The sequence below is a fragment of the Shewanella subflava genome (assembly GCF_025971955.1).
GTDB lineage: Bacteria > Pseudomonadota > Gammaproteobacteria > Enterobacterales > Shewanellaceae > Shewanella > Shewanella subflava.
This window is the reverse complement of the sequence record NZ_JAPDMX010000033.1, coordinates 438,135-456,587: the sequence shown is the minus strand read 5'-3', so window position 1 is coordinate 456,587 and position 18,453 is coordinate 438,135. Positions and strand designations below refer to the sequence as shown.

The following is an 18,453-nucleotide window of genomic DNA, read 5'->3' as shown; positions in this document are numbered from 1 at the left end:
TATTGATTAAACGCAATTACATGCGGAACACACCGAATTTGGTGTCTTCAATAGGGGCATTTAATGCCGCGGATAAGGCAAGGCCAACCACATCACGAGTTTGTGCTGGGTCAATAATGCCATCGTCCCATAAGCGCGCACTGGCATGGTATGGATGACCTTCTTTATCGTACTGCTCAACAATCGGTTTTCTAAAGGCTTGTTCTTCTTCTGCTGTCCATTCTACGCCTTTACGGGCCAAACCATCGCGACGTACTGTGGCTAACACGCCTGCGGCTTGTTCGCCGCCCATCACTGAAATACGTGCGTTGGGCCACATCCACATCATGGTCGGTTCAAATGCCCGGCCACACATGCCGTAGTTACCTGCGCCGTAGCTTCCGCCAATAATGACAGTAAACTTAGGGACAGTGGCACAAGATACTGCGGTCACCATTTTGGCACCGTGCTTGGCAATACCTTCGTGTTCGTATTTTTTACCCACCATAAAGCCGGTAATGTTTTGCAAAAACAGTAAAGGAATTTTTCGTTGGCAGCACAGCTCAATAAAATGTGCCCCTTTTTGGGCTGATTCTGAAAACAAAATGCCATTATTAGCCACAATACCGACTGGGTATCCATGGATACGGGCAAATCCACAGACTAATGTGGCGCCATAATTGGCTTTAAATTCATCAAAATCAGAATCGTCGACAATACGACCAATCACTTCTTTTACATCAAATGGTTTTTTAAGGTCAGTGCCGACAATGCCGTAAAGCTCGTGAATATCATATTTAGGTGGCTTTACCGGACTGAGTACGCTGGCGATGGTTTTTTGATGGTTGAGACGTGATACCGCGCGTCGAGCAAGCTCAAGAGCATGATCATCATTTTGAGCTAAATGATCAGCAACGCCGGAAATTTTTGTATGTACTTCTGCGCCACCAAGTTCTTCAGCAGACACTTCTTCACCTGTTGCGGCTTTCACTAACGGCGGCCCAGCTAAAAAGATGGTGCCTTGTTCTTTAACTATGATCGACTCGTCCGCCATGGCAGGAACATAAGCGCCACCCGCGGTACATAACCCCATCACAACGGCGATTTGCGGAATGCCTAATGCTGACATTTGTGCTTGGTTATAGAAGATACGCCCGAAATGGTCGCGGTCTGGAAATACTTCATCCTGACGGGGTAAGTTTGCTCCGCCGGAGTCGACCAGGTAAATACAAGGTAAATGACAACGTTTGGCGATGTCTTGAGCGCGTAGATGCTTTTTGACAGTAATGGGGTAGTAGGTTCCGCCTTTTACGGTCGCATCGTTAGCAATGATCATACACTCAACCCCGCTGACTCGACCGATACCGGCAATCACGCCCGCAGCAGGAACATCTTCGTCATAAACTTCATAGGCGGCAAATTGAGCGATTTCTAAAAAAGGAGAACCTGGATCGAGCAGTTTTTCTACTCGCTGGCGGGGTAATAACTTGCCACGGGATAAATGACGCTCACACGCCACGGGGCCACCGCCTTGTTCTATTTTTATGAGCTTTTTTTGAAGGTCATCGACTAACAAAGCCATATCATCAAATTTGGCTTTAAATTCATCGCTACGAGGATTTATCTTGCTGCTCAGGTGCGTCATGTCAATATCCTTTATTGAGCACAAATTAGAGTATCAAGGGGCAGGGCACTGAGGCCGATTAAGCGAACCCCTCAACAGAAACTCACTTGTCTTATGCGAATGATATTCAGCAAAAGACAAGTGTTATTGCGATTATTTTGATTCGTTAAAGAGTTCGCGGCCAATAAGCATACGGCGAATTTCTGAGGTGCCAGCACCAATTTCATATAGCTTGGCATCACGTAATAATCTGCCGGTGGCGTATTCATTAACATAGCCGTTTCCGCCTAATAACTGAATCGCATCTAATGCCATTTTGGTCGCAAGTTCTGCACTATACAGAATCGCACCCGCAGCATCTTTACGGGTGGTTTCGCCGCGGTCGCAAGATTTTGCTACGTTGTAAACATAGGATCTTGCGGCATTCATTCCGGTATACATGTCGGCAATTTTGCCCTGAATAAGTTGGAACTCGCCGATGGATTTTCCAAATTGAACACGTTCATGTACATAAGGAACAACTATGTCCATACAGGCAGCCATAATACCGAGCGGGCCACCAGATAACACGACGCGCTCGTAGTCTAGACCGCTCATTAACACTTTCACGCCATTATTGAGGCCGCCTAAGATGTTTTCTTCAGGAACTTCACAATCTTCGAAAACGAGCTCACAGGTGTTTGAGCCGCGCATGCCTAGCTTGTCAAGCTTCTGAGCCTGACTAAAGCCTTTAAAGCCACGTTCTACGATAAAAGCGGTGATCCCGTGGGCACCTTTGTTTAAATCTGTTTTGGCATAAATCACATAGGTGTGCGCATCTGGACCATTGGTGATCCACATTTTATTACCGTTAAGAATATAGCGGTCGCCGTCTTTACGCGCATGCAGTTTCATTGATACTACATCTGAGCCAGCATTGGGTTCACTCATGGCTAATGCGCCAATATGCTCACCGCTAACCAGCTTTGGTAAGTATTTAGCACGTTGAGCATCATTGCCGTTACGGTTGATTTGATTGACACACAGATTTGAATGGGCACCATAGCTAAGGCCAATGGATGCCGACGCGCGGGAAACTTCTTCCATTGCAACAACATGGGCCAAATAGCCCATGTTTGCACCGCCAAACTCTTCAGGGACGGTGACGCCAAGTAATCCCATTTCACCTAATTGAGTCCACATATGGTTAGGAAACTCATTATCGTGGTCAACTTGGGCGGCAATAGGGGCTATTTCGTTGCTGGCAAAACTGCGCACTGCGTCGCGTAACATATCAATATCTTCGCCTAAACCGAAATTAAGGCTGCTGTATAAATCGCTCATGGCTTGTGTCCTGTTGAATTATTATTTTTAGACTCCACGCTATGTTGCGTTTGGGAGTCGTTTGCTTGTCTTTAAATGCTGCTTGAATGCAGTGATGTAAGCACCTTGTCCGATTATTCGGTTCTTTTTGCTGTGCTTACGGGTTATCCAAATTACCAAGATTTCCTGAGATGAGAGTCAATCTATCCTGTTTACGCCTTATTCATTTCTAACGCCGCTTTGCATTGCTGCTCTGCGGAGTTGAGCTCCATTAACACCACTTTAATGTCATCCATTTGTTGCTGAAGCGCCGCCTTCTTATCGCTTACTAATTCAAGCATGGTATTTAATTGTGATGTGCTTGATTTGTCCGCATCGTACAGTTCGAATAACCGACGAGTTTCAGCTAATGAAAATCCTAAGCGTTTGCCTCTAAGTATCAGTTTGAGTCTGACACGATCCTTTAAGCTGTATATGCGAGTTTGACCACGACGCTTAGGTTTAATTAAGCCCTGATCCTCGTAAAAACGAATGCTGCGGGTAGTGATATCAAATTCTTTTGATAAATCACTGATGGAATATGTAGATTGGGTGCTGACTGTAGCGTTCATCATCTCACCAAATAGGTTTCTTTTGTTGCAAGATATATGAAGTTTACGTAAAGGTAAAGTTTGCAGATAAAAATCTCTTTGGTGACTGTTAATTTGAGTTGCCAATGAGTGAGTTGAAATTGTTTATCTATATGATAGTTATTGGTTTTATTTCTAGTCTTTATTGTTTCTTCTTATCGTGAAGAATCAATTTAACATGCTGGCAGTATAGATGCTTATCCGTTTGTCTAATAGGGACATTGAATGAATTCTGCTCATAATCAGCTTGGGAGAGCTAAAGGAGAAATAACATGACGGGTGTAGGAAAGTCATTACACGACCAATCAATTGCAGATCCAACGACCTTTTGGGCAAATGCAGCAAAGATGATTACTTGGGACAAAGAGCCTGAGAACATCTTAGATGATACCAATAAGCCATTTTACCAGTGGTTTGCCGACGGCAAGATGAATACTTGCTATAACGCTGTTGACCGACACGTGGCTGCGGGCAGAGGCGAGCGAATCGCCATCAATTATATTAGCCCAGTGACACAAAATCAGTATCAAATTACCTATAACGAGTTGCTTGCTCAAGTGAGTCGTTTGGCGGGATATATGCAATCAATTGGTGTTGAAAAAGGTGACCGGGTGGTTATTTATATGCCAATGATCCCTGAAACCGCCTTTGCAATGCTAGCTTGTGCTCGTATAGGCGCTATCCACTCGGTGGTATTTGGCGGCTTTGCGGCGAATGAATTGGCAACCCGCATTAACGATGCTAAACCCAAGCTTATCTTGTCTGCTTCGTGTGGCATAGAGCCATCAGGTGTTGTGCCTTATAAGCCACTTTTAGATGATGCACTTAATCAAGCCACTCACAGGGTTGAGCATTGCTTAATTTTAGCAAGACACCAATATCAAGCCGATTTAACCCTGCCAAGGGATATTGATTGGCAACAGGCACTGCAAAATGCGCAAAGTGCTGAGTGTGTATCACTGAATGCCACCGATCCGCTTTATGTGCTTTATACCTCAGGCACCACAGGCAAACCTAAAGGGGTTGTGCGAGATAATGGTGGGCATGCGGTGGCCCTTTGCTGGTCGATGAAAAATATTTATGGCATCGACAGTGATGATGTTTTTTGGGCTGCATCCGATGTGGGTTGGGTGGTGGGTCACTCCTATATTGTTTATGGTCCATTACTGGTGGGTTCCACTACCATCATGTATGAGGGTAAACCCATAGGTACCCCAGATGCCGCTGCGTTTTGGCGAATTATTGCTAACAATAATGTCAAAAGTTTTTTTACCGCCCCTACCGCGATTCGTGCCATTAAGCGTGAAGACCCTGAGGGCAAGTTAATCAAAGATTTTGACCTGTCTTGTTTAAAGCAAATGTTTCTAGCCGGTGAGCGCTGCGATCCTGACACCTTAAATTGGAGTCAGACCATGCTGGGTAAACCGGTTATTGACCATTGGTGGCAAACTGAAACGGGTTGGCCTGTAGCATCGAATTTAATGGGGGTGGAACCCATAGCCATTAAGCCAGGATCGCCAGCAAGGCCCGTTCCAGGTTATCAAGTGGAAGTGTTGGATGCCATGGGAGAGCATGTTGCAGCAAATGAAAGCGGCAATGTGGTGATTAAGCAACCCTTACCACCAGGCACCTTAACAACTTTGTGGCAAAATGATGACCGTTATGTTGACAGTTATTTATCCATGTATCCTGGATATTACCTCACGGGTGACGCAGGCTACATCGATGAAGATGGGTATTTGTATATCATGAGCCGAATTGACGACATTATTAATGTCGCGGGGCATCGTTTATCAACCGGACGCTTTGAAGAGGTGTTGTGTCAACATCCTGCGGTGGCAGAAGCCGCTGTGATCGGGGTTCAGGATAAGCTAAAAGGACAAGTTCCCTTAGGTATGGTCGTGCTTAAAAACGGCGTAGAATTAGCTGATGAAGAGCTGCATCGCCAACTACTGGCGTTAGTCAGGCAAGAAATTGGGCCGGTGGCATCATTTAGATTAGTGAGTGCAGTGCCTAAATTACCTAAAACGCGTTCGGGTAAAATTTTACGGGCGACGATGCGTAAAATTGCTGACAACCAAGAATATACCGTACCCGCAACCATAGAAGATCCACAAACCTTAGACATTGTTCGCAATACATTAACTCGAATGGGCTATGCCAACGCATTAACTAAAGCCTTAGGTGAGTAAATTTTTGGATGCATGTTAACGTCAATGTTAGTTCTACTAACAAATTTTGTACCTGATAACATTGACGTTTTTATTAAAATATCCCTTCAAACCCTGCGATACGAAAATGATAAAAACACATTTTGAGTATCATACACTCTAGAATCTAGGTTTTAACTGGTAATTTAGTTACAAAAATCGCTATAATATTTGTCCATATGGGTTCGCGAATCGCGATAAATCTCTGTGACCTTGTGGAATATAAATCTAATGACTCACCACACAAACTTGTCAAACATCGGCGTTATTGGCCTTGGTGTTATGGGCAAAAATCTCGCTTTAAATATTGCTGATAACGGTTACCACGTTGCTGTTTTTGATCTTGATGCCGCGAAAGTGAATGCGGCGCTTGCGCAGGAGCAACAAGAACGTAAAACTGGCTTAGCCCCCCGAATGCAAGCCTGTAATAATCTTTCAGAAATGCTGGCTAAACTGGTATCACCTAAGGTGATTGTGTTATCTGTACCAGCAGGAAGTATCGTTGACGGCATTTGTAACACCTTGATTGAAAATGGTATCAACAGTGAAGATATCGTTATCGATACTGGTAATAGCCTGTGGACGGATACGGTAGAACGTGAAGCTCACTATCAAGGTAAGTTTAAATTTTTCAGTTCTGCCGTTTCTGGTGGGGAAGTCGGAGCACGTTTTGGGCCATCTTTGATGCCAAGTGGCGATGAGTCAGCTTGGCAATATGTTGCGCCGATTTGGAACGCTATTGCCGCCAAAGTGGACAGTAAAACCGGTTTGCCGATTGAGCGCTTTGAACCCGGAAATCCAGTTACTGAAGGGGAGCCCTGTACCACTTATATTGGTCCGGCAGGATCTGGTCATTATGTCAAAATGGTTCACAATGGTATTGAATATGCCGACATGCAGCTGATTTGCGAAGCTTATCAATTGCTGCATGAGGGCGTGGGTCTGTCAACCTATGAAATTGGTGATATTTTCAAAGGTTGGAACCAAGGTAGCTTAAACAGTTACTTAATGGGGATCAGCGCAGAAGTGTTACAACAAAAAGATCCATTAACCGATAAACCGTTAGTGGAAATGATTTTAGATAAAGCAGGCCAAAAGGGCACTGGTTTATGGACTGCTGTGAGTAGTTTACAGATTGGTTGTCCAGCCCCCACTATCGCCGAAGCGGTTTATGCACGTGCTGTCAGTACACAAAAGTCATTGAGGGTCAGTCTGAGCAATACGCTAGCTGGCCCCAAAAAAGCCACTTTGACAGAAGCTGAAAAAGTAGACTTTATCAACTCATTAGAAGATGCGCTTTATTGTGCAAAAGTGTGCTGTTATGCCCAGGGGTTCCAATTGATGGCGATGGAAGCCAAAGAGCAAAACTGGACGTTAAACTTTGCTGAAATCGCCAAAATTTGGCGTGCTGGTTGTATCATTCGCGCCACGTTCTTGCAATCGATTACTCAAGCCTACGTCGAAAATCCGCAATTGGCTAATTTGCTTATGGCAGAAAGCTTCAGCAGTGCGCTGGCGGCGAAACAATTAAATTGGCGTAAAACGGTTGCCGCATCCGTGATGCAAGGTATACCGGCTCCCTGTATTGGTTCTGCCGTAGCTTATTACGATAGTTATCGCTGCGAAACATTACCTGCAAATCTGTTGCAAGGTCAGCGTGACTTTTTCGGCGCGCATACTTTTGAACGTACAGATATGCCCGCCGGTGAGAAGTATCATTTAGATTGGAGTGCCAAGGTACGTACTTTAGTTAAAATGTAGTTTAGGGTGATGATTAAAAAAGGCTTCTTATTCGAAGCCTTTTTTATGGTTTAAAGTCAATATCAATCGTAATCAGTCACTACTTATTCTAGCTTGTTAAAATACAGTGTCACGGCGTTAGGTTCTCTATTGTAGAATAACGACTTATCGTAAAACCTGCCTTCTTACAGCTGATTTAGGTTAATGATTAAACCTGCACTAAATAACACACTGAATATCATTGTCAGTTTGGCGGTTTTCCCTAGAATTGGGTTTAAGGCCTCACCTGAGTTGTCCCTAAAATCTCTGCTAAGCTTTCTGGCTAACACTAAGGATATACCGGCTAATAACACTGGCCATCCCTCAAGCGCTCCTAATAAAAATCCCGCAATAATGATCCCAAAAGGCAAGTATAAAAAGCTTTGGTATAGAACTTTGGCTTGCGGTTCACCAATTCTAACCGCAAGGGTGTTTTTGCCTGCTTTGATATCAGTGCTGATGTCGCGTGTATTGTTCACCAACATAATAGCAGCGTTGAAAAAACCAATTGCACAGCCTAATAACCAAGCGGTTAATGTTGTGTCGCCTGCTTGTAAGTAATAGCTGCCGACTACGGCAACTAAACCAAAAAAGACGAATGCGGCAACTTCACCTAATCCATGCGATGCCAGAGGATAAGGGCCGCCACTGTAGCAAATTGCCCCTAAAATTGAAGCGGCAGCTAATACTGCAATAGGCCAGCCTCCGTGCCAAATAAGGTATGAGCCAACCACCAATGCGGCCAACAAGCACAGTATCATCGCATTACGCACTGAGGTGGGGGCAATCATACCACTTTGGGTAACACGAACAGGTCCCAATCTTTCTTCGGTATCTATGCCATTTTTATAGTCAAAATAGTCATTGGCTAGATTAACCGATATTTGCAGTAATATTGCACACAGCATTGAAATAACAGCAATTAACCAGCTGAATTGCATAAGTTCGATTGCCAACATATTGCCGATAAGTAAAGGGCCAATTGCTGCTGGCAGTGTTCTTGGGCGTATCGCCAAAATCCAAGATTGCATAAACACCAAAATAACAAGATTAGTCATTTTGATAGTTTATCAAAAGATGCTCACTACTGCTGTTGATATTGTTTGCTGCAAATCACTAATTTAGCAATTTTGTATTCAAAACGGGGTTAAACAACTAACCCTGATAAAAAGACACTAGCCCTTGCTGAAGATTTTAGGGTAGGCTTAATGGTCATTATGTGGTTTCTGAGAGTGTTAAATGAGTCAGGTATTAAACGATTTATTATCATTATTGTCCTTAGAGCAAATTGAACTCGGATTATTTAGAGGGCAGAGCCAAGATCTCGGCTTTGGTCATGTATTTGGTGGTCAGGTGATGGGGCAGGCTTTAAGCGCAGCAAAACAAACCGTGAGTGAAGATCGCCACGCGCACTCCTTGCATTCTTATTTCTTACGGGCTGGTGATGAGAAATTACCGATTGTTTATGATGTAGAGACTATGCGTGATGGCGGCAGTTTTAGTGCCAGAAGGGTAAAAGCGATTCAAAAAGGTCGGCCAATTTTTTATATGACCTGTTCATTTCAGACCCATGAAGAAGGTTATGAACATCAAGCAACAATGCCCGTTGTTCCTGGACCTGAAGGTTTGATGAACCAGCAAGAGCTTGCCATGACCATGCGTGATAAAGTGCCTGCCAGAATGCTTGAAAAATTCATGGCAGATGCACCGATTGAAATGCGTTTGGTAGACCCTTTTAATCCATTAGCACCATCGACCAGAGAGCCGGTTCGCCATGTGTGGATAAGGGCCAATGGTGATATTCCGCATGATCATAGTATTCAAGAGTATCTGTTGGCGTATGCGTCAGATTTTAACTTTTTAGTGACAGCAGCTCAGCCCCATGGCGTATCATTTTTAACTCCAGGTATACGCATGGCGACTATCGACCATTCCATGTGGTTTCATCGCAGTTTTGATATGAGCCAATGGCTTTTATACAGTATCGAGAGTCCAAATGCTGGTGGCGGACGGGGTTTTGTTAAGGGACAATTTTTTGATCAACAAGGCCGTTTAGTGGCTTCGGCAACCCAAGAAGGCTTGCTACGAATGACTAAGCCTTAGTTTGCCGTTTCGTTGTTGCACGTTTTTACCAGTAAGGGATGAATAGGTTGAGCAGTATGAGGAAATTTAACAGTATATGGGTCAGTATGTTGGCAGGATTAATTTTGCTTACAGGCTGCGTGACGGTTGTGCCTGATGCGCCGGTTGTGGTGAACGGATATGCTGGATACCTGGAAAAAGTGGCCTTACCCCAGGGCAGTAAAATTTACATTGCGGTGATCGACATCAACACACCAGGTGCAATCATTTCGCAAAAGTCGTTTGATATCGCGCGAGTGCCTGTGCCGTTTAAGTTTATTTTTCCCGCAGAGGCAATTGACAAAAATGTGGATTACGGTGTGGTGGCGATGATTACTTATCAAGAACAGGTGATTTTTCAAACCTATGATAAATTCGAGGTGATTAATAATGATAAATTCACCACAGAAGTCTTGATGAAACAAGTAAAGTAATCTTGTAAAAAGCCAATTAAGTCACCCAGTTCACATTCCGCTGAGTTCGCCATTGATTTATCTTAATGGCGAATGGTAATGTTTTTTTGTCATCATTATTCTTTGGCTATCTTGTGATCCACAAAGACGCATCAAAAAACCATTTCGGGCAAACATCAGACCATCAAAGACTGTCTCCTAAACAAGGCAAACAAAGCCGATTAATTTGGGCGCTTTGTCTTGCCTCTGTGGTTGTTTACATTAATCTTTATACGGTTCAGGGCATGTTGCCACTGATTGCGGAGCACTTTGATGTTACGGGTGCTCATTCTACGCTCGTGTTATCCGTGACCAGTTTTACCTTGGCTTTTTCATTGCTGTTTTATGCAGTGATTTCTGACCGAGTTGGCCGTTTAAAGCCCATTGTGATTAGCTTATGGTTGTTAGCTTGCTCGAATTTATTGCTGATTTTTGCAACTGACTTTGACTCACTGGTATGGGTAAGACTCCTGCAAGGAGTCTTATTGGCAGCGGTACCTGCCATTGCTATGGCCTATTTTAAAGAACAACTTGCCCCTGAATTTATGCTCAAAGCAGCTGCAACCTATATTACTGCGAACAGTTTAGGAGGGATTTTTGGCCGATTATTTGGTGGCTTAATGTCACAGCATTTATCGTGGCAACAATCGATGGGATTGGTGTTCATTGTGACCTTAATTGGGGTCGCAATAGTGAATTTTCTATTGCCTCGTCGTGAGATTAAGCCACAGTTGGCGCACTCATCTGCTAAACCTGCAAAGTTGGTAAGGCTACAACAAGACATTCAAGGCTTTTGGGGACACATTACCGACCGTAAAATGAGTTTAGTCTTCATCATTGGCGGTTTGGCTTTTATGATGATGGTGAATCAATTTAGTTTTATCCAGCTGCATTTAATGGCATTGCCGTATGAGCTGAGCCGATTCAATGCCACGTTAATCTTTTTGTGTTATCTCAGCGGTACTTTTGCCTCATATTTGTCGGCTAAGTGGATTGTACGTTTTGGATCGATAATCCTATTTAAAGCAGCTTTTTTGTTGATGGTATTTGGAACATTGTTAACTTTGGTTGATACCTTATGGGCAATTGTATTGGGTTTTTTGATCACCGCGAGTGGTTTTTTCTTGACCCACAGCTGTTGTAACTCGTTTGTGGCTATAAGGGCGGTGAATCATAGGGCCAAAGCAACGTCGTTGTACCTGTGTTGTTATTACTTAGGCGCGGCGTTAGGTGGTCCTTATTTAATGGTTTTTTGGCAGCATTCATTGTGGCAAGGTGTGGTGGTAGGTTCATTAACCTTGTTAGCTATGCTGGCATTAGCCATCTTATTATTGAGCCGAGGGCCGCTAGAAAAGCCGGCCTAAGCAAGATTGCCATTTGATTTGAGGTTAATTGTCGGTAAATTGCTTGCGGTCTATTTCGAATTTTTTCATTTTGTCGTATAAGGTTTTACGTGGCAGTTCAAGTTGCTCCATGGTGAGCTTGATACTGCCTTTGTTATAACTTAATGACTCTTCGATAAGTAAGCGTTCAAAAAAGTCGACCCGTTGTTGTAATGACATGTTGGAGTGCATGGTAGGGTGGTTGTCCATATTACCCGCTGCAAAAGCCGCTTCAGCACCTAATAGCACGTAGCGTTCGGCCAAATTTCGTAACTCACGCACATTTCCCGGCCAATCATGGGATGTCAACATTGCTTGCTGCTCAGGAGTCAATGCAATAAGCGCCTTGTGATAGCGAGTTGAGGCGATCCTAGCAAAATGAAGAAAGAGTAAGGGGATATCTTCTCTGCGTTCTCTTAAGGCTGGGATAGGCACTGTAACCAGATTCAGCCGATAGAGTAAATCTTGACGAAATTCACCGGTTTCACAAAGCTGTTGTAAATTGACTTTTGTGGCCGCAATAACGCGAATATCAAGATCAATGGATTGATTGGAGCCTAAACGTTCCACTTTGCGGTCTTCTAATACCCTTAATAATTTGATTTGCAAACTGAGTGGGGTGCTTTCTATTTCATCTAAAAATAACGTTCCCTTGTTGGCATATTCAAATTTGCCAATTCGGGTTTTATCGTTACCTGTATAGGCGCCAGCTTGCGCACCAAATAGCTCACTTTCGATAAGGTTTTCAGGAATGGCGCCACAGTTAATGGCTACAAAATTGTGTTTACTTCGATGACTATGATCATGAAGGTATCGGGCAACTAACTCTTTACCTGCACCTGTTTCACCTTCAATCATAATATCGGCAGGGGCGTTTATTACCTGGTTGAGGATATTACGCATTTTTACTATGCCAGGACTGTGCCCCAATATTCTTGGCCCAGGTGCAATATGTGATTCTAATTCTTGTTTTAATTTGCGGTTTTCTAATGTTAATTGGCGCTTTTCTAAAGCGCGTTTTGCCACATCAACCACATGTTCATTGTTGAATGGCTTTTCAAGAAAATCGTAAGCGCCTTTTTTGACTGCCTCGACAGCCATGGCAATATCACCAAAGCCGGTGATCAATACCACTGGTAAATCAGGATCTTTTTGCATTAATTGCTGTAATAGGCACAGTCCATCTAGTTGGGGCATATTCACATCGGAAAATACCACGCCAGGCCAATCACGGTGAATTTGTTCCGCGACCTGTGTAGCCTGCGTGGTTGATGCAGCGGCTATGCCTTCAAGTTTAAATAATTGGCTAAGCACACTGCCTATATGGGGTTCATCATCAACAATGATGACTTGAAGTTGGTTTATATCACCTAATGGACTCAAATTTAGGCATCCTCATATAAATAAATGGGCAAATAAATTTTAAAAATAGCACCACCCTGTTCGTCATTTTCAACGGTTATTTTACCTTGCATTGACTCAATAATGCGTTGGGAAATAGATAAGCCCAAGCCTAATCCCTGTCGTTCATTGGTAGTAAAGTAGGGTTCAAATATTTTATTCATTTGGCCATCTCTGACCCCAGGACCAGTATCTTGAATGCTAATGATCAGCTTATTGCTCTTGGTGGCTTTGCTTGCTGTAATCTTTAGCTTTTTCACTGGACTTTGTTGCATTGCGACAATGGCATTACTGATAATATTAACCAATACTTGCTGGAATCTAACGGTGTCGCCCCAAATCTGGCACTGACCTTTAAGCAATGTTTTACTGAGTTTCACCCCTTGCTTATCTATTTCAGGTTGCACTATGGTCAAAGCTTGGTCGATAGCTTGATAGATCTCGATTGCATTGTCTTTACCTTGTGATTTGCGGGTAAAGCTTTTGAATTGACCAATAATGTCTGCCAATCTATCGGTGAGTTCGATCATGATTTTTAAGTTGTTTTTGGCATCATCAAACATATCTCTGCCCAGAAATGTCTGGGTATTTTGTGCATAGCTTCTGAGTGCCGCTAACGGCTGATTCAGCTCATGATTAATACTGGCAGATAAACTACCGATAACGGTTAACTTCGCGGCTTGTATCAATTCATCCTGAGTATCTTTTAGCTGCGTGTTGGCTTTTTCAAGCTCAAGGGTGCGCTCTTTAACTCGTTGCTCTAGTTGATTATGGGCATGCAGCATTCGGCGTAAGTTTTTACGGCGTTCAATGGCATAAAGAATAAATAATACCAGCAACAGATATAAACTCGCAGCCAATAACATAATGGTGGGTAACGACTTATACAGCGGCTTCATTGGTGCTAATACATGCAGTGTCCAATTAGCTTTGGGCATCAATTGATTTTTCTCGAGAAAGGTCTCACTGCCGTTAGCGGAGGTAATTTGATAGGTGTGTAAATCCTCTTTAGCTAACGGATTATATGGTGGTTTTATGGCCAACTCGCTGATCGGGCGCGTGGCATAGCGCTTGGATGTATTCAACGCAAAGCGCTTCGCCTGTGACAGGGGCGCCAAAGAACGAAAACGCCAATGGCTAATGCTAGATAAAAAGATAATATCATCGGGATCGCTAATCATGAACTCATACTGCCCAGCTATGGCAATGCCTGTGCTTTGCTGCTCAATTACGCCAATATCCACTTTGACAACAATGACACCTAGTACAATACCATTGTGAAATACGGGGTTAGAAAAATAGAAGCCGCGCTTGTCTGATGATGTCCCAACGGCATAGTAGCGTCCTGCACGACCTGATAAAGCCTCAATAAAATACGGACGAAATGAATAATCTTGATTGATAAACGTATTAGGTTGTTGCCAATTACTGGCTGCAATGGCAACACCAAGGGCATCGGTCAAATAGATATCTGATGATTCCGTTACTTGTTGTAGTTCAGATAAATAGGCATTTAATTGGGCAATTTTTTGAGGATCTTTTTGGGATAATAAACCCTCTTGTAAAATGGGGTTGCTGGCAATTACTTCTGGAATGATTTCGAATTGAGCCAGTTGTTGATCAATAAATAACACCAGTTCGTTGATCTGTTTTTCAGATTGAGTCGATATGGCATTTTTACCCTTATTAAGCCAATACCATTGACTGGTAAATAGGGTAAGAAGCAGCCCAGCGATAAGGATAATACTGAATAAAATTTTGTAGTGTATTTTGGTGGTGGCAATAACCATATTAACTCTTAATCGGGCGTTAAAAAAGGGACAAAGCAAAGGAGAAAAATCCGCTGTTAACTCGATTAACAACGGATATTCAGATTTAAGGCTCGTTTATTTTGTTCAATAAATCAAGTTAATAACCATTCAATTTATCAATGTATTCAGGTAAAAACAGTGATATTTGTGGAATATAAGTAATTAACATTAAGAAACCAAGTAACAACACTAACCAAGGTAAACAAGATTGGATGACCCAGCCCATACTTTTGCCTGTAATGCCTGCGGTAACAAATAAATTGAGCCCCACTGGCGGCGTTAGCATACCGATCTCCATGTTGACCACCATGATTATCCCTAAATGAATTGGGTCGATGCCTAATTGTGTCGCAATAGGAAACAAAATAGGTGCCATAATCAATAAAATCGCTGAGGGCTCCATAAAGTTCCCTGCTGCAAGCAACAACAAGTTAACTATGATTAAGAAACCCCAAGCTGGTAAACCAAAACCGACAATCGTTTCCGCAATGATATGTGGAATACGTTCAGTAGTCAGTACATGGGCAAACAGCATGGCATTGGCAATAATAAATAACAGCATAATACTAACTTTGGCGCCATCGCGAACCACATGGCGAATTTCTTTATCAGTAGGCGTTTTTATTACAGCCAATAACATTTGCACAATATTACGCACGCCAGCAGCAATAATAGATTCCTGCTGATTACGCCAGGCGACATGTTTCAATGGTCCAATATCACGATAACCAAATACCGCAATAAAATAAGCATACACACAAGCGACAGCTGCCGCTTCAGTGGGACTTGCTACGCCGCCATAAATCGAACCCAGCACGATAATAATTAAAGCAAGACCCCCTAATGCTTTGGCACTTGAAATGGATAAGGCTTTAACTCCGGGGAAGGGACGTGATGGTAAGTTTTTAATTCTGGCAACTATGTAAATTGCCAGCATCAAAATACAGCCCATCATTAAGCCTGGAATTAAACCTGCCATAAACATTCTAGCCGCCGAAACTTCGGTCGCTGCAGCATAAACCAGCATCACAATCGAGGGCGGAATTAAAATGCCTAAGGTGCCGGATGTGGTAATCACGCCTGCAGCAAACTTTTCAGGATAACCGGCGCGCACCATCCCCACGATCACTATTGAGCCAATAGCAGCCACTGTGGCAGGTGACGAGCCAGATACTGCCGCAAATAGCATACAGGCCATTACCGATGCCATGGCTAAACCACCGCGAATATGGCCGACACTGTCCATTGCGAAATCAATAATTCTTCGTGCTACACCACCCGTTGACAAAAATGCCGATGATAATATGAAAAACGGGATCGCCAGTAAGGTGTAATGTTCAGAAGTGGATTCATAAAGCTTTAATGCAATTGAGGCAAGAGAGTCATTCGAAAACAATAAAATCGTTAGCACACTTGAAAACCCTAACGCAATAGCGATAGGCATACCAATTAACATACACACAAGAAGTGTGATAAATAAGGTCGCGATAGTCATTATTTTTCGTCCTTATCTTTTTCTGTTGATGTTGTATTAATTGCACTTGCTAGTGCTGCTTCATCAATTAAATGCATACTGTCTTTGGCTTCGTCAGCCAAGGCAAAGCCATCCGCTTTACCGGTTAAAATTGCGATAAACAGCTGAACAAAGCGCCAAGTCAACATCGAAAAACCGATGATTAAAATGCTTTGAGACATCCAAACAGGTACTGCACCTTCGTCTTCAACATCAATTTTTAGCACCTCCCAGGCAAAATCAGGATCGAGTTGATGTACCAAAAACGCTGGAAAGTCGATATCTTCCATCGGCAGTCCAATTTGGTACATTTGGCTTAAATAATCCCAGCTACCTTTAAGGAATAAACCGCAATAGATTACGCATAATGAACAGGCTAAAAGTGCAACCCACTTTTTAGGCGCTGGTGCAAGTTTACTGACAAAGGCATCAACACCAATGTGCGCCCCGACCTTGACGCCATAAGACATGCCAAATAGTACAAACCAACCACACAGGGTTAGGGTTAGCTCTTGTATCCACAGAAAACCAGTATTAAAGAAAAAGCGCGCGATAACTTCGCCAAATACCAATAAGGTCATCAGTGAGATCAATAGGTTTAAAAACCCTTCTTCGAATTTATTGAGCAGATTTGAAATCACTTTGTTCTCCTAAATTTTAATGAAAAGAGGGTTGTTATCCTGTACTTACTTTTGATAACAACCCAAGAGAACTTATTGCTTGTTTGCGGCCTGTGCGGCGTCAATTACGTCTTTACCAATTTGAGATTCAAATTTGGTCCACACTGGCTTCATAGCATTAACCCATTGTTGGCGTTCTTCTGCAGTTAATGAAACCAACTCAGAACGTTTTGAATCTAAAATAGCCTGTTTATCTTCACCTTCTTTAGCCGCTGCAATCTCATTGCCTAATACCACAGCTTCATCGAGTGATTTTTTAATGATGTCACGTTTGTCTTTGGGTAGGCTTTTCCAAAAAGTGTTTGAAGTGACTAGCATGTAATCTAATACACCGTGATTACTTTCAGTAATATGGCTTTGTACTTCATAAAACTTCATTGAATAAATATTTGACCAAGTATTTTCTTGACCATCAATGGCGCGAGTTTGTAAAAGGGTAAACACTTCTGAGAAAGGTTTTTTAACTGGGATCGCTTTTACTGCATCAAATTGTGCCGCAATCACATCAGACGCCATGATACGGAATTTTTTACCGCTGGCATCCGCAGGTGTAGAAAGTGGTGCATGGGCTGAAAATTGCTTCATACCATTATGTAAATAACCTAAACCTACAATGCCTTTGCGGTTCATTGAGTTTAAGAGTTTTTGGCCTTCTTCCGATTGTTGAAAACGATCAACCGCGGCCATGTCTTCAAATAAGAAGGGGAGATCGAACACTTGAAGTTTTTTGGTGTAACGTTCGAACTTCGATAAAGAGGGCGCAACAATTTGTACATCATTCAAAAGTAATGCCGCAAGCTCATTATTGTCCCCAAATAATTGTGAACTTGGGAACACACTCACTGTGTACTCGCCGGGTAAACGTTGTTCCACTAATTCTTTAAACTTTAACGCCATTTGTCCTTTTGGGGTATTTTCAGCCACCACATGTGAAAACTTAATTTCAACAGGTTCAGCAAACACACTAAAGCTTGAAACTAGCATTGAAGCAATAGCGGTGAGTTTTGCGGTTGCTTTGATTGATTTCCACACTGGTTTAATTGTCATTGCTGGGCACATATTTAGGCTTCCTTTCTGGTTTATTCATTGTTGTTTTACCTCTATTTGCACTTGAACAATGCATTAGGGATACAGCCAGGGTCCCTAGAGGCGTTACAACTTAGATAGCAAGGTCAGTGCCAATCTAATAAGTTTGTTTTATCTATCTGTTTTAATTCATTAAAATTATTTCATTTAGTATGAATGGTTGGATAGTTGGGTCAGAAGAGAAACAGCGGCAAAGGCGTTAAGGGTGGAAGTTCACACATTGATAACATTTGATCATAACATTAACCATTTGCGGTAATGCATGGCAATTTTTGTAATAAATATTCAAAAATGGGGGCTATACATCGAAAAAAGGGCGCAAGTAGATATTTTTGTTGATAACAGAGAATGAAAAGCAAATAAATTAATCACAACTGGGTGAAAATGTTTGAAGGCATGTAGAAATTATGGTGGTCGCTACTGGGCTCGAACCAGTGACCCCCTCCTTGTAAGGGAGGTGCTCTCCCAGCTGAGCTAAGCGACC

At 42.8% G+C, this 18,453-nt stretch carries 14 protein-coding genes and 1 tRNA gene; 5 read left to right on the top strand and 10 right to left on the bottom strand.

The window, feature by feature from the left end; translation table 11 throughout:
- Positions 1-16 precede the first annotated feature (16 nt).
- From OHT75_RS17705 to OHT75_RS17695, 3 genes are all read right to left on the bottom strand, one after another.
- The gene (locus OHT75_RS17705; protein ID WP_264728989.1) at positions 17-1,624 is read right to left on the bottom strand and encodes a carboxyl transferase domain-containing protein; all 1,608 of its coding nucleotides are present in this window, start codon (positions 1,622-1,624) and stop codon (positions 17-19) included.
- Between the two features lie 132 nt (positions 1,625-1,756).
- A complete protein-coding gene (locus tag OHT75_RS17700; protein ID WP_264728987.1) occupies positions 1,757-2,926 on the bottom strand; it encodes an isovaleryl-CoA dehydrogenase in 1,170 nt (389 codons plus the stop codon).
- Positions 2,927-3,117: 191 nt separating this feature from the next.
- Positions 3,118-3,516, bottom strand: coding sequence for a MerR family transcriptional regulator (locus tag OHT75_RS17695; protein ID WP_264729096.1), 399 nt, complete (start codon positions 3,514-3,516; stop codon positions 3,118-3,120).
- Between the two features lie 290 nt (positions 3,517-3,806).
- Here OHT75_RS17695 and OHT75_RS17690 point away from each other — a divergent pair, with 290 nt between their 5' ends.
- The gene (locus OHT75_RS17690; RefSeq protein ID WP_264728985.1) at positions 3,807-5,726 is read left to right on the top strand and encodes a propionyl-CoA synthetase; all 1,920 of its coding nucleotides are present in this window, start codon (positions 3,807-3,809) and stop codon (positions 5,724-5,726) included.
- A 249-nt stretch (positions 5,727-5,975) separates the two neighbouring features.
- Positions 5,976-7,505, top strand: coding sequence for an NADP-dependent phosphogluconate dehydrogenase (gndA, locus tag OHT75_RS17685; protein ID WP_264728983.1), 1,530 nt, complete (start codon positions 5,976-5,978; stop codon positions 7,503-7,505).
- A 164-nt stretch (positions 7,506-7,669) separates the two neighbouring features.
- On the opposite strand, the gene OHT75_RS17680 is transcribed toward gndA, so the two are convergent.
- Positions 7,670-8,554 carry a 1,4-dihydroxy-2-naphthoate polyprenyltransferase gene (locus OHT75_RS17680; protein ID WP_264728981.1) on the bottom strand — a complete coding sequence of 295 codons (885 nt, stop codon included), beginning with the start codon at positions 8,552-8,554 and terminating at the stop codon, positions 7,670-7,672.
- A gap of 208 nt (positions 8,555-8,762) precedes the next feature.
- Here OHT75_RS17680 and tesB point away from each other — a divergent pair, with 208 nt between their 5' ends.
- From tesB to OHT75_RS17665, 3 genes are all read left to right on the top strand, one after another.
- Positions 8,763-9,626, top strand: coding sequence for an acyl-CoA thioesterase II (gene tesB / locus OHT75_RS17675; protein WP_264728979.1), 864 nt, complete (start codon positions 8,763-8,765; stop codon positions 9,624-9,626).
- Between the two features lie 56 nt (positions 9,627-9,682).
- Positions 9,683-10,078, top strand: a complete 396-nt coding sequence (locus OHT75_RS17670) for a YbaY family lipoprotein (RefSeq protein WP_264728978.1) — start codon at positions 9,683-9,685, stop codon at positions 10,076-10,078.
- Between the two features lie 65 nt (positions 10,079-10,143).
- Positions 10,144-11,460, top strand: coding sequence for an MFS transporter (locus OHT75_RS17665; RefSeq protein ID WP_264728976.1), 1,317 nt, complete (start codon positions 10,144-10,146; stop codon positions 11,458-11,460).
- A 24-nt stretch (positions 11,461-11,484) separates the two neighbouring features.
- On the opposite strand, the gene OHT75_RS17660 is transcribed toward OHT75_RS17665, so the two are convergent.
- From OHT75_RS17660 to OHT75_RS17635, 6 genes are all read right to left on the bottom strand, one after another.
- Positions 11,485-12,861 carry a sigma-54-dependent transcriptional regulator gene (locus tag OHT75_RS17660; protein WP_264728975.1) on the bottom strand — a complete coding sequence of 459 codons (1,377 nt, stop codon included), beginning with the start codon at positions 12,859-12,861 and terminating at the stop codon, positions 11,485-11,487.
- A gap of 2 nt (positions 12,862-12,863) precedes the next feature.
- A complete protein-coding gene (locus tag OHT75_RS17655) occupies positions 12,864-14,669 on the bottom strand; it encodes a sensor histidine kinase (RefSeq protein WP_264728973.1) in 1,806 nt (601 codons plus the stop codon).
- A gap of 118 nt (positions 14,670-14,787) precedes the next feature.
- Positions 14,788-16,185, bottom strand: a complete 1,398-nt coding sequence (locus OHT75_RS17650; RefSeq protein ID WP_264728971.1) for a TRAP transporter large permease — start codon at positions 16,183-16,185, stop codon at positions 14,788-14,790.
- Complete coding sequence (locus tag OHT75_RS17645) at positions 16,185-16,844, bottom strand: TRAP transporter small permease (RefSeq protein WP_406682049.1); 660 nt, start codon at positions 16,842-16,844, stop codon at positions 16,185-16,187. The genes OHT75_RS17650 and OHT75_RS17645 overlap by 1 nt, the downstream gene beginning before the upstream one ends.
- A gap of 72 nt (positions 16,845-16,916) precedes the next feature.
- Entirely contained in the window at positions 16,917-17,867 is a 951-nt protein-coding gene (locus tag OHT75_RS17640; RefSeq protein ID WP_264729092.1) for a TRAP transporter substrate-binding protein, read from the bottom strand.
- Positions 17,868-18,377: 510 nt separating this feature from the next.
- Positions 18,378-18,453: transfer RNA gene (locus tag OHT75_RS17635), tRNA-Val, on the bottom strand.